The following is a 13,614-nucleotide window of genomic DNA, read 5'->3' as shown; positions in this document are numbered from 1 at the left end:
TATAAAGAAAATAGAGGAGGTATATATATGGCTGTTATTAAAGCAAATGAAGCGGATGTGAGATTGTTAGCACGTTTAATGCGAGCAGAAGCGGAAGGTGATGGACAATTAGGTATGTTGATGGTCGGAAATGTAGGTGTAAATCGTGTAAAGGCGCGTTGTTTAGATTTTGAAGATATTAATACGATAAATCGCATGGTATATCAGAGTCCAGGAGGGTTTGAAGCAACCCAAAAAGGTTATTTTTATCAACGGGCGCGAGAGAAAGAAATAAGACTTGCTCGTAAATCAATTGGAGGGGAACGTAATCATCCAGCTAGTTATGCACTTTGGTTTTTCCGACCGGAAGGAAGTTGTCCTGAGCAGTGGTTTGGTCAATGGAACACGGGCCGATTTAAAAGCCACTGCTTCTACACCCCAACAGAATCCGAATGCCAAAGCGTATTTGAAACATTCTAATAAAGAGAGACTTGTGATCAGCGGGAGTATTACAAATGAAGAATTATAGGACATAACCTTGAAGTAATTTTGAAATGATGTATGAGTGTAGTATCCGCTCCGGCTTGGCCACTCCCCTTTCCATGGGGTTTTTCCTTCAGCTAACTTTTCCAAGCAAAAACCGCATGGAAAAGTGGATCTTCAGGAAAAACAAGTCCCATTGGAGTTGTAGTGGCCGCCTACGCTCAATGAGATTCTACAATTTTTGCAAATGCTGTTATTTTGGATTATTTCTAAAATATTTACCACAAAAGATTGTGATTATAGCAAAAATGCACTCTCTTGCTTTAGTTGTAGAGCATAAAAAAAGCGCAGGCGTCCGTTTCCACTCCTGCGGGAAGTTTTTATCCGAAGATCCACTTTTTAAGCGAACTGTGCTTAAAAAGTTAGCTGAGGAGAAAAACCCGCGGAAAGGGAAACGGACAAGCCGGAGCGGTTGCAAAGCGCATGAAATATCTCATAATTACCACTACAATTGTGTCGAATAATCCTGCTTTTGCTCATCTTTTTGAAGTAGTATTTTGTATGAGTTTGCGGGTTATTTCTCGGGTTCTTTTTTGAGTTGGACTTTTGGGAAGAACCAGAGTAACACAAAGGTGAGTGAACCGATAATAAATAAACCTGTATAGACCGTATGCAGTGCAAAGGTAAGGCCATCTTGCATAGAAGCTAGCGTTTCAGCTGGTATTGTTTCTCGCATACCCTCGTCCAATAAAACATCCGTACTTGCAATTTCAATGTCTTCTCCTTTTTGCTGATAATAACTTTGCAACTGCATATTAAGTAGACCACCCAAAAAAGCGGCACCCACAGCACTACCAATGATACGCATAAACATATTAAGTGAAGTAGCTACTCCACGTTCATGCCAAGTCACCGTATTTTGAATCGCAACAATAAAAGTGGTCGAAGAAAGCCCCATTCCGATACCAACCACACATGAGCTAATACCTGCGTAAATCGGTCCTTTATCAGCGTCAAGCATAAAAAATAAAAGAGTCCCAACAAATAGTGCAAAGCCACCTGCGAACGCAGTCCACTGAAAACCTATTCTTAAAACAAGATGACCTGCTAAGGTTGCTGAAATCGGCCAGCCAATCGAAAGTGTGCTCAAGGTAAAACCAGCCACTATTGCGGATTCTCCCATAACAGCTTGTACATAGGTTGGGAGGAAGCTTGACAATCCTAAAATGATCATTCCGGAGAGCAATGTTGCTAGATTAGCAATCACAATAAGTTTATTGCTCCATAAATAAAGTGGCATCATAGGTGATGGCGCTCGCTTCTCCTGCCATAAAAAGATACCAATGCCAATAAAGAAAAGCAGTAATAGACTAATTGATTCGATAGAGAGCCATGCCCAATTGGTCCCTGCTTGTACAAAAACGACGATTAACGCTGAAATCGCAATAAAAAATAAACTAGATCCAAGGTAGTCGATTGATTTTTGTTCTTTGTCGACTTTTTCATGAAAATATAGGATGACACCAATCAGTCCTATTATACCAATGGGAATATTCATCCAAAATATCCAAGCCCAATCGATAAATTGAACGATTATACCACCTAATAAAGGGCCTATTACAGATGAAATTCCCCAGACGCTTGCCAGGTAACCTTGTACTTTAGCGCGTTCCTCGACTGTGTACATGTCACCAACTATAGTTGTTACGATAGGTTGTATGGCGCCAGCACCAAGACCTTGAATAAGTCGAAATACAATAAGTAATCCCATTGTTGGTGCGATACCACACAAAACCGAGCCTATTAGAAATATGATGACACCAATAATAAAAACCGGTTTTCTGCCGAATAGATCAGCTAACTTACCGTAAACCATAGTGGTTACCGCTTGCATTAATAGGAAACTTGAAAACACCCAACTATATAAAGAAAATCCACCTAAGTCCGCTACAATATTAGGCATGGCAGTTGCGACAATAGTGCCTTCAATAGCTGCCATAAACATCGATAATACAAGTGCTACTAATACGAGGGGACGGTTGGTTTTTTGATCTACCATTTTATATTCAGCCCTTTACCTTAAATTGTTATTATTGTATCAGAAAATAAGGAGAATGTATTGAAATGCAAATTTGTAAAGCCGAACTACCTTTTTGTGGTAAAATAAAGAAAGCGATATCATGAGGAGGTAATAGTATGCTAGAAAGTCGATTAGATAAATTATTAAAGAATTTTCTTGAAAAGGGTCCATCAGGTGTAGCATTGTCTGTAAAAAAGGATAATCAAACTTTATATGAAAATTATTTTGGCTATGCAGATCTTCATAAGAAAAAAACAATAACGGATAAAACGATTTATCGAATTTATTCGATGTCAAAGGTAGTCACTTGTGTAGCGGGCTTACAATTATTAGAACAAGGTGAATTTCTATTGACGGATCCTTTATCTGATTACTTACCAGAATTCAAGGATATGAAAGTATTAGAAAATGGGAAGTTGATAGAGGCAGATCGAGATATTTTAATCAAGGACCTTTTTACGATGACATCAGGGATTACATATGGTGGGGAAGCAACAGAAGTGGAAAGGATGACTAGTAAAGTAATGGCTGAGGTGAGAGATAAAAAAGAATCTGAACAGAGATCGAAACTAAGAGAGTTGACCATCGCCTTAGCAAATAATCCATTGGAATTTCATCCTGGTTCACACTGGAAATATGGTCTAAGTCATGATGTGATCGGAGCATTAATAGAGGAAGTAACAGGTATGTCATTCGGCACTTATTTAGACGAGCATATTTTTCAACCACTTAAAATGAATGATACATTTTTTAAGATTCCTGTCGCTAAAAAAAATCGTCTAGCAGCTTTATATGATCGAAAAGAAACAGGAGAGTTAGTGGAAAATACTTGGTTAGATAGTGATGCAGAGCCTATTGCTGTATTTGAAAGTGGTGGGGCAGGTTTGCATGCAACGCTTGAGGATTACCAAAAGTTTGCCCATTGTCTTGCAAAAGGTGGAACCATTGAGGGGGTTACGATACTTAGTAAAAACACTATCGAGTTAATGGCTCAGAACCATTTACCTGACGATATGTTGCCTGAGTTAGGATGGAATTATGATAATGGCTACGGGTACGGTTTAGGTGTGAGAGTCATGACCGATCAAACAAAAGGTGGCAGTAACAGTACCTTAGGAGAATTCGGTTGGTCTGGTTTAGCAGGTACCTATGTCTTTATCGATCCTCATAAACAATTGTCCGCTGTTTATATGCAACAAATGTTACCGAATTTTGAATTTTATCATCAACCGAGAATACGAAATGTTATATACGGAGGAATAAGCGAAGGGGGAAAATAGTATGGCTCTAATAAAATGTGACTTTTTTTCTGAAGTTTTAACCATTAGTACATCGATGACTGTAATTTTACCTGAAGAAACATCGACACAGATCGGACTAAAAAACAATCGTAACGAAGGCAAAATCCCTACGCTATATTTATTGCATGGCTTTAGCGACGACCATACGATCTGGTCAAGAAGAACGTCGATCGAAAGATATGCGGCAGAGTATGGGATTGCAGTCGTTATGCCGCAAGTCGATCATAGTTTCTATGCTGATATGGAATACGGCAAGCAGTATTGGACTTTTATTTCGGAAGAACTACCTAAAATTGCAAGGTCCTTTTTTCCGCTTTCAGCTAAAAGAGAAGACAATTTTGTTGCAGGCCTATCTATGGGAGGCTATGGTGCTTTTAAATGGGCATTAAGGAAACCACAGGATTTCGCTGCAGCTGCAAGTCTATCTGGTGTCTTAGATATTGCCAATCATGTGAATTCCGTTCATCAGGAAGAAAGTCCAATTAGTTCTGCGTTATTTCATGTGTACGGTGACTCAACATTAAAAAATTCAGAAGAAGATTTATTTTATTTAATTAGGCAGTTACAAAAATCTGGAGAACCGATTCCAATGCTGTTTCAAGCATGCGGAACAGAAGACTTTCTATGGGAAGACAATAAAAAATTTCACCAATTTGCCCAAGAAACCAACTTGCCTTTAACGCACACTTTTACAAATGGAACACATGAGTGGGGCTATTGGGACGAGAAAATTCAAGAAGTACTTGCGTGGCTTCCAATCAGCAGAAGCTAAAAATAAGAAAGAGGACAAATACAAATTCTATCGTTGTGTTTGTCCTCTTCTCTCTTATTCACTTACTATATCGGAAACAATCTGGTAGGATTTCTTTCTTGCCTCATGGTCATAAATTTGTGAATTAATGATGACTTCGTCTGCTTCTGTTTCTTCAATAAAAGCCGCCAGTTTTTCGCGGACAGCATCTTTATCTCCTATAATAGTCGTTTTACTATTTACAGATTTCTCTACAGAAGCTTTTTCGTAAATAGACCATTCGTTATCAATATCATCGATTGGTGGCTGCAGTTCGGATGGTGCACCACGAATTAATGACAAGAATTGTTGTTGCTGTGAGGTGGCTAACCATTTTGCTTTTTCTGTTGATTCAGCGGCAATAATATTGACCCCAACCATCGCAAGCGGTTTGCTAAGTTGATTGGATGGTGTAAAACGTTCCCGGTAAATTCTTAGTGCTGGTAATGTATAATCTGGTGAAAAGTGACTAGCGAAGGCAAAAGGTAAACCTTTCTCCGCAGCTAAGCGTGCACTGAAATCACTAGAACCTAGCAACCATAATGGCACATTTGCTCCATTACCAGGTACGGCTTTTACTCTAGCAGTTCCCTCAAAATAGGATTCTAACTCTTCGACCTGATTAGGAAAATCATCTGGACTGCTATTTAATGTTCGTCTTAATGCAAATGCTGTTGCTTGGTCACTTCCGGGTGCACGTCCTAAACCAAGATCAATACGATCCGGATAAAGTGCATCCAATGTCCCAAATTGTTCTGCGATAACTAAGGGAGCATGGTTTGGTAACATAATACCTCCAGCACCAACTCGTATTTTTTCTGTATGACTGGCGATATGACTTATCACAAGCGATGTTGCAGAACTCGCAATCCCGGGCATATTGTGATGTTCAGCTAACCAATAGCGATGGTATCCGAGATTCTCTCCATACTGAGCTAGATCTGCACTATTTTGAAACGATAAGGAAGCACTTTTTCCAGCTAAGACAGGTGCTAAATCTAATATTGAAAATTTTACATTTGAAAATGGCTTCGACATAAAATCACTCCTTTATTTACTTGAGCATGTAAAAAATGATACGCTTCAAGATAAGAAAGGTCTACTAATTTGCTTAAGAGGAGGTATACTATGCAGTTAAAACGAATATATGAGGACGTTAGCAATAAAGATGGTTGTAGGATTTTGGTTGACCGTGTGTGGCCGAGAGGTGTCTCAAAAGAGAAGGCACAATTAGATGTTTGGTTAAAGGAGATTGGTCCATCCTCAAAGTTAAGAAAATGGTTTGGCCATGATCCAGATAAATTTCAGAGCTTTAAGCAAGCGTATGTAGAAGAATTACAGACAGATTCAGAAAAAAAAGAAGCTTTAGAACAGCTGAAGGACTATTATCAAAAGCACAATGGAGATATTACGTTAGTATTTGCAACGAAAGAGTTAAAGTATAACCATGTAGTTATCTTAAAGGAATTATTGACTAAATAAAAAACGCTTATGCCTGAGCATAAGCGTTTTTCTATAAAGAGCTAAATTAGTTTTTTTCTACGTTAGCTGCTTGTGGTCCACGGTTACCTTCTTCGATGTCGAAAGTTACGCTTTGACCTTCTTCAAGTGTTTTAAAGCCTTCGCCTTGGATAGCAGAGAAGTGAACGAATACATCGTCTTGTCCTTCAACTTCGATAAATCCAAAACCTTTGTCTGCGTTAAACCATTTTACTGTACCTTGTACCATAATTCTTTTCCTCCTAGTGTGAACCGATCACACAAATGTATTACTATTCTTGCTCTTGCCTCAAAACGAAAACTTAACGTTACGATACTTGAAGGTGTCATCGAACAAAATAGCTAAATTCATTATAGCAAGTGAATAACAAAATTGCAAGAGCAGGTACAAAAAAAGTTCATTAAATTGTTGTATTTCATCTATCTATCTCAGCGGATTTCTTTCTCAAGAATACTATTGGAGAACTACTTGAATGCAGCTATATTTGGTAATGGGACGGTAACGAATTATTGTAATGTAGAATGATTTTCGTGCTGGATGGCATCCGTGTTTTTTCCACCGGGTGGTACGATTGGATATACGTTAACTTCTTCTTCGATAACGAAATCTAATAATCCTGGCTGATCGTTAGCAAAAGCTTTTCGGATAATGTTTACTGCTTCTTCATAATTGGTAGCACGAAAACCACTGATACCAAAACTTTCAGCAACTGAAAGAAAATCTGGTGATGTTATTTTGACTTGCGAATATTTGTTTTTGTAAAATAGCTGTTGCCATTGTCTAACCATTCCTAGATAACCGTTACGTAATATAATTACTTTTACATTTAAATTATTTTTAGCAACATGATATAACTCTTGAATATTCATCTGAATACTGCCGTCTCCTGTAAAACAAACGACCGGCTGATTATTACCACTAACAGCTGCTCCAATTGCTGCTGGTAAACCATAACCCATTGTCCCAAATCCACCAGAGGTTAAAAGTTGACGAGGTCGATCAAATGGGTAATGAAGTGCAGTCCACATTTGGTGCTGTCCAACATCTGTTGCAACTACTGTATTTTCAGGAGAAAAACGATGAACTTCACGAATGATGGCATCTGGTTTGAGCAAACTGGTAGATTTCGAAAATTGAGGAGAAGTTTTCTTCCATTTGATTACTTGATTTCCCCAATGATTCGCACAAAAACCATCTAATCTATCCACAATCATTGTTAAAACATCTTGAATGTCCCCAATAACAGGTAAGTCCACAGCTACATTTTTATTAACTTCAGCCGGATCAATCTCGATCTGTATTTTGATTGAATCAGGAGAAAAGCCTTTTGTTTTACCAGTAATTCGATCACTAAAGCGGACACCTAGACAAATAAGTAAGTCACATTGATGCACTGCTCGATTCGCAGCGTATGTCCCATGCATACCTAGCATGCCTAAGTGCAACGGATCCTCAACACCTATCGCACCTAACCCCATTAATGTACTTGTAAAAGGTATTTGTGTTTTTTTAATAAAAGCATTTACAATGCTGCTAGCACCAGAATGGATAACTCCTCCTCCAATTAGGAGGATTGGTTGCTTAGCATGCTGTATTTGGTTGACGATGTGATCCAATTGTTTCATTGAAATGTTTGAGTCCATCTTTTCTATAGATGTAAGTTGTTTTGGGTGTAGTTGGTTATTATTTGCTTCTATAAATAGATTACTGGAGAATTCAATAATAATGACACCTTTACGACCACTTAAGGCTAACTTGTTTGCTTCTTTAATAATGCTAGTAATATTTTCGTGATGTTTAAGATGAAAATAATGCTTGCAAATAGGTTTTGTAATAGTTTCAACATCTAAGCATTCATCTGTGTATTGATTTTTTTGGACGAAGACAAGCAGTGGTATTCCATCTATCTGAGCGGTTGCAATACCTGTTACAGCATTCGTAATTCCGAAATCAGTAGTGACAAAAGCTACACCTGTCTTTCCAGTAGCACGAGCATATCCATCTGCAGCATGAATGATAGATTGTTCATGTGTTAGTTGTTGATGATGAAAACCTTGATCTCTGTTTAGAAAAATCGATTGGTAAACAGAACCAAACACTGTGGCACAATTTGCTTTTTTAAATGAGTCAATAAATAGCTGACCACATTGGTTTTGAAAAGTAGGCTGTACAAGTTGCACAATAGATCGTCCCCTTTGTTATGTACATTTTTATTTTATTGTAAAGAGATTGAATGATTGCAGTAGTGATGTTTATCACGTAAGACTAGACTCTGTGTATAAACTTAAAAATAACTTGCGTGTTATTCGGATTTTTAGTATTATGAAATGATGGAAAAAACGAGCTATTTGGAAAAGAGGGATTTTACATGAAAAGCTCCATTTATTCGTTAACATTCGATCAATTACAAGATTGGCTTGTAACACACGGACAAAAAAAGTTCCGCGCTAAGCAAGTTTGGGATTGGTTATATAAGAAAAGAGTAGACACATTTGAAGAAATGTATAATTTAAATAAAGATTGCCAACTAGTATTAGAAGAGAATTTTCATTTAGGATCATTAACAGAAGAAATAAAACAAGAATCTAAAGATGGTACGATAAAGTTTCTATTTAAGTTAACAGATGGGAACTTAATTGAGACAGTCTTAATGAAATTTAGTTATGGTTATTCTGTTTGTGTGACCACTCAAGTTGGATGTAATATAGGTTGTTCGTTCTGCGCTAGTGGTTTGCTTACCAAAAATAGAGATCTAGATGCAGGGGAAATTGTCGAGCAAATTATCAATGTTCAGAAACATCTTGATACAAAAGGTAAAGAAGAACGTGTCAGTCATATTGTTGTGATGGGTATAGGAGAACCGTTTGATAACTATGATAATACGATGGATTTCCTGAGAGTTGTCAATGATCAGAATGGTTTAGCGATTGGCGCACGTCATATAACCGTTTCTACAAGCGGATTAGCAAAACGAATTTATGATTTTGCAGATGAGAATTTACAAGTGAACTTAGCATTATCGTTGCATGCTCCAAATAATGAATTGCGTACGAGAATCATGAAAATTAATAAGGCTTTCCCATTGGAAAAATTGATGCCAGCCATTGATTATTATTTAGAAAAAACAAATCGTCGAATCACCTTTGAATATATTCTATTGAAAGATGTAAATGATCACAAGGAAGAAGCAAAACAACTTGTGTCCTTATTAAAAAATAAGAGACATTTATCCTATGTGAATTTGATACCTTACAATCCAGTTGATGAACATAATCAATATGATCGAAGTGAGAAAAAAGCAATATTAGACTTTTATCAAGTTCTCTTGGAAAATGGTATCAATTGTGGTGTTAGAGTTGAACACGGAACAGATATAGATGCTGCTTGTGGACAACTTCGAAGTAAACAAATAAAAAAAGATAAACAAAACGCTTAAAAAAATAAATGCAAAAGCAACTTATCATTATAAAAATCCAAACGATTCGAATAGGTCGTTTGGATTTTTATGCGTATTTAGGAAGATACTGCGTAATAATAGGTGTGGTCATTTTGACAGTAATTATGAGCGTACCAACCGCTACGGCTTGCCCACTTCGCTTTCCAGGGGGCGCGTCTTCAGCTAACTTTGTAAAGAAGATCACTTTACAAAGTGGATCTTCAGATCGCGCTGATCCCCTAGGAGTCGAAGTGGACGCCTGCGCTAATTTGATATTCTGCAACGCTAGCATCAGGAAGCTTAGTGGTATTTTTATCCTTTGAAAAAATCATTATTTGGAGTGAAAGCTCAGAATGATATCTGTCACAGTAATTGTAGAACAAGTATATTAGCGCAGGCCGTCCACTTTCACTCCTGTGGGAATGTTTTACCTGAAGATCCACTTTTTCAAGCGATTTGTGCTTGGAAAAGTTAGCTGAGGGGAAAACCCCACGGAAAGGGAAGTGGGCAGCCGGAGCGGGTATCTAGTAATTAATACATTTCAAAATTACCACTTCATTTATTGCACAGTATCCTTTTACTGCGTGACAAAGTACATTCTATATTACGTGTTTAAGGTTAAGAAATTATTTCTGACCAGCCTCTTTGTCTAACTCTGTAAGTTTTAATAAAAAGGGAGGAGATTAAGAAGTTTTCAGCAATATTATAAGATCGATTTCGGGTACCGATAGTATTGAATGGCATGATGTCTTCTTGACAAAATTAAGACTATTCTTTACACTATCAGAAAGTAAAGTCGATTATCTAAATACATTATATACATAACGATGAAGAGGAATAGTAGTAAAAAGTACAGGTAAAGAGAGGTGACGGTTGGTGAGAGTCACTCCTATACATTACGAACTCGCCTTAGATGTTACAGAAGTGAAATAAAGTAGCTTTTGTCGTTTTCCGCGTTAAGGAAATGAAGTGAGTGTTAGTCTGATAACACTAATGTTGGGTGGTACCGCGGGAATCTCTCTCGTCCCATTATGGGATTAGGGGGATTTTTTTGCGTTCAAGAACATATGTTTTGTTTTATATAATATAAAGCTTATTTATTGGTTTGAAGGAGGATGTCAGAAATGTCGTTTGATCATATTAAAATAGAGGGAAAGTGGCGCAATTACTGGATAGAAAATAAAACATTTAAAACAAATGCTCAATCTGATAAGGATAAATTTTACGCTTTAGATATGTTTCCTTATCCATCGGGTGCTGGTTTACATGTTGGACACCCTGAAGGTTATACCGCAACAGATATCTTATCAAGAATGAAAAGAATGCAAGGTTATGAAGTATTACATCCAATTGGTTGGGATGCCTTTGGCTTACCTGCTGAACAGTATGCTTTAGATACTGGAAATGATCCAGCAGCATTCACTGAAAAAAATATCAATACTTTTCGACGTCAGATTCAAGACTTAGGTTTCTCTTATGACTGGGACCGTGAAGTTAATACAACGGATCCTAATTATTACAAATGGACGCAATGGATATTCTTAAAGTTATATGAGAAGGGTTTAGCTTATATTGATGAAGTGCCTGTTAACTGGTGCCCTGCTTTAGGAACTGTTTTAGCCAATGAAGAAGTTATAGATGGTAAAAGTGAAAGAGGTGGACATCCAGTTGAAAGAAAACCAATGAAACAATGGATGTTAAAAATCACAGCTTATGCAGATCGTCTATTAGAAGACTTAAATGAGCTAGATTGGCCAGAGAGCATTAAGGATATGCAACGTAATTGGATTGGACGATCAGAAGGTGCAGAAGTAACATTTACGATTGAAAACCATCCAGACTCTTTCACGGTATTTACTACTAGACCTGACACACTTTTTGGGGCGACATATGCAGTTTTAGCTCCGGAACATCCGTTAGTAGAAAAAGTTGTTACCAATGAACAACAACAAATAGTGGAAGACTATATTGATAATGTAAAAACAAAGAGTGATCTAGAAAGAACCGATTTAGCTAAGGATAAATCAGGTGTCTTCACTGGTGCATATGCCATTAATCCTATTAATGGGAAAAAACTGCCTATTTGGGTAGCGGACTATGTGTTAATGACTTATGGATCAGGTGCCATTATGGCAGTACCTGCGCATGATGAGCGAGATTATGAATTTGCTCAAAAGTTTCAATTAGAGATTATTCCTGTTTTAGAAGGTGGAAATGTAGAAACAGAAGCTTTTACAGGTGATGGTCCCCATATTAATTCAGACTTCTTGGACGGATTAAACAAAGAAGACGGTATTGCAAAAGCGATTGAATGGCTTGAGTCAAATGGAGTTGGAGAACGTAAAGTAACCTATCGACTACGCGACTGGTTATTTAGTCGTCAACGATATTGGGGTGAACCAATCCCAGTTATTCATTGGGAAGATGGTTCAATGTCTGCTGTACCTGAAAGTGATTTACCAATCGTTCTTCCGAAAACAGATGAGATTAAGCCTTCAGGAACAGGCGAATCACCATTAGCTAATATTGAGGATTGGGTAAAAGTAACCGATCCAAAGACTGGAATGACAGGACGCCGTGAAACCAACACCATGCCACAGTGGGCAGGCAGTTGCTGGTATTTCTTGCGATATGTCGATCCGGATAACTCGGAAAAATTAGCTGATTTTGATACATTGAAAGAATGGTTACCGATTGATGTTTATATTGGCGGCGCCGAACACGCGGTTTTACACTTGCTATATGCTAGATTTTGGCATAAGTTTTTGTATGATATTGGTGTAGTGCCAACAAAGGAACCGTTCCAAAAATTGTATAACCAAGGGATGATCCTTGGTGAAAATAATGAAAAAATGAGTAAATCAAAAGGTAATGTAGTAAATCCAGATGAAATTGTAGAAACTCATGGTGCAGATACTCTACGTTTGTATGAAATGTTTATGGGACCATTAGATGCTTCTATAGCATGGTCGACAAACGGATTGGATGGAGCAAGAAGATTTTTGGACCGAGTATGGAGATTGCTTGTAACAGATGAAAATCAAATAGCAGAGAAAGTGACTGAGCAGGATCGATCAGAAGACCTTGAAAAAGTCTATCATGAAACTGTAAAAGTAGTAACACAAAATTTTGAAGATTTACGTTTTAATACAGGTATTTCTCAAATGATGGTATTTATTAATGAGGCATATAAAGCAAATGAGATCCCCAAAAACTATGTAGAAGGTTTTGTGAAGTTATTGTCTCCAGTAGCTCCTCATTTAACAGAAGAGATTTGGCAGTTGTTGGGTCATGATGAGACGCTATCTTATGAACCTTGGCCTATTTACGATGAAGCAAAATTAGTACAAAACGAAGTAGAAATTGTTATTCAAATTATGGGTAAAGTTCGTGCGAAAATGATGATCGATAAAAATGCTTCTAAAGAAGAAATAGAGAATAAGGCGTTGGAGTTAGAAGCTATTCAAGAGCGTGTAGAAGGAAAAACGGTTCGTAAAGTAATAGTTGTCCCAGGAAAACTAGTGAATATCGTAGCGAACTAAAACTAAACGAAGCCACCTGAAAGTAGGGTGGCTTTTCTTTATTAAGTATGCTACTTCGTGCATAAAATAAATGAGTTTGTAGAATAATACTAATTAAATTACAATTTACTCTTGACTTTTTATAAAAATGTCTGTAATATATGAAAAGTTGACTCGTTAAACGAGTTGAAATGTTATTGACAGTGAATAGTGAGTTTGTTATAATTTATTTGTCGCTTTAAACATTGATCTTTGAAAACTGAACAAAACAACCAGTATGATAGAAACATGAAACAAGCCAGTTTGATAAACTGTGCGCAAGACAACTTTATTGAGAGTTTGATCTTGGCTCAGGACGAACGCTGGCGGCGTGCCTAATACATGCAAGTCGAGCGCGGGAAGCGAACGGAATCCTTCGGGAGGAAGTTCGTGGAACGAGCGGCGGACGGGTGAGTAACACGTGGGCAACCTACCTGTAAGACTGGGATAACCCCGGGAAACCGGGGCTAATACCGGATAATAC

10 protein-coding genes, 1 rRNA gene and 1 other annotated feature are annotated in these 13,614 nt (G+C 37.6%); of the genes, 7 read left to right on the top strand and 4 right to left on the bottom strand.

What is annotated here, in order from left to right; translation table 11 throughout:
- Positions 1 to 27: 27 nt before the first annotated feature.
- Positions 28 to 459, top strand: a complete 432-nt coding sequence (locus BN3107_RS12435; protein WP_058307983.1) for a cell wall hydrolase — start codon at positions 28 to 30, stop codon at positions 457 to 459.
- Positions 460 to 1,036: 577 nt separating this feature from the next.
- Here BN3107_RS12435 and BN3107_RS12430 read toward each other — a convergent pair.
- Complete coding sequence (locus BN3107_RS12430) at positions 1,037 to 2,521, bottom strand: MDR family MFS transporter (RefSeq protein WP_058307982.1); 1,485 nt, start codon at positions 2,519 to 2,521, stop codon at positions 1,037 to 1,039.
- Between the two features lie 137 nt (positions 2,522 to 2,658).
- Between BN3107_RS12430 and BN3107_RS12425 the strand changes: the two genes are divergently transcribed.
- Both BN3107_RS12425 and BN3107_RS12420 read left to right on the top strand, forming a co-directional pair.
- Complete coding sequence (locus tag BN3107_RS12425; RefSeq protein ID WP_058307981.1) at positions 2,659 to 3,822, top strand: serine hydrolase domain-containing protein; 1,164 nt, start codon at positions 2,659 to 2,661, stop codon at positions 3,820 to 3,822.
- 1 nt (position 3,823) lies between these two features.
- Positions 3,824 to 4,615, top strand: a complete 792-nt coding sequence (locus BN3107_RS12420; RefSeq protein WP_058307980.1) for an alpha/beta hydrolase — start codon at positions 3,824 to 3,826, stop codon at positions 4,613 to 4,615.
- Between the two features lie 54 nt (positions 4,616 to 4,669).
- On the opposite strand, the gene BN3107_RS12415 is transcribed toward BN3107_RS12420, so the two are convergent.
- On the bottom strand, positions 4,670 to 5,671 hold the full coding sequence (locus BN3107_RS12415) for an LLM class flavin-dependent oxidoreductase (protein ID WP_058307979.1): 1,002 nt from the start codon (positions 5,669 to 5,671) through the stop codon (positions 4,670 to 4,672).
- 90 nt (positions 5,672 to 5,761) lie between these two features.
- On the opposite strand from BN3107_RS12415, the gene BN3107_RS12410 reads away from it, so the two are divergent.
- Positions 5,762 to 6,115, top strand: a complete 354-nt coding sequence (locus tag BN3107_RS12410; RefSeq protein ID WP_058307978.1) for a DUF488 domain-containing protein — start codon at positions 5,762 to 5,764, stop codon at positions 6,113 to 6,115.
- Positions 6,116 to 6,161: 46 nt separating this feature from the next.
- Here the strand turns inward: BN3107_RS12410 and BN3107_RS12405 are convergent, their stop codons facing one another.
- Together BN3107_RS12405 and ilvB are read right to left on the bottom strand one after the other, a co-directional pair.
- Entirely contained in the window at positions 6,162 to 6,362 is a 201-nt protein-coding gene (locus BN3107_RS12405; RefSeq protein WP_035726336.1) for a cold-shock protein, read from the bottom strand.
- A 278-nt stretch (positions 6,363 to 6,640) separates the two neighbouring features.
- Positions 6,641 to 8,314 carry a biosynthetic-type acetolactate synthase large subunit gene (ilvB, locus tag BN3107_RS12400; protein WP_058307977.1) on the bottom strand — a complete coding sequence of 558 codons (1,674 nt, stop codon included), beginning with the start codon at positions 8,312 to 8,314 and terminating at the stop codon, positions 6,641 to 6,643.
- Between the two features lie 188 nt (positions 8,315 to 8,502).
- On the opposite strand from ilvB, the gene rlmN reads away from it, so the two are divergent.
- From rlmN to BN3107_RS12380, 3 genes are all read left to right on the top strand, one after another.
- Positions 8,503 to 9,570, top strand: coding sequence for a 23S rRNA (adenine(2503)-C(2))-methyltransferase RlmN (gene rlmN, locus BN3107_RS12395; protein WP_058307976.1), 1,068 nt, complete (start codon positions 8,503 to 8,505; stop codon positions 9,568 to 9,570).
- Between the two features lie 818 nt (positions 9,571 to 10,388).
- Positions 10,389 to 10,602 (top strand) — a binding site (T-box leader).
- Positions 10,603 to 10,694: 92 nt separating this feature from the next.
- A complete protein-coding gene (leuS, locus tag BN3107_RS12385; RefSeq protein WP_058307974.1) occupies positions 10,695 to 13,112 on the top strand; it encodes a leucine--tRNA ligase in 2,418 nt (805 codons plus the stop codon).
- A 306-nt stretch (positions 13,113 to 13,418) separates the two neighbouring features.
- A 16S ribosomal RNA gene (locus BN3107_RS12380) occupies positions 13,419 to 13,614 on the top strand; the annotation flags it as partial.

Source organism: Gracilibacillus massiliensis, assembly GCF_001458115.1.
Lineage (GTDB): Bacteria > Bacillota > Bacilli > Bacillales > Amphibacillaceae > Gracilibacillus > Gracilibacillus massiliensis.
The sequence above is the reverse complement of the archived record's forward strand: the minus strand, read 5'-3'. Positions and strand labels throughout refer to the sequence as shown.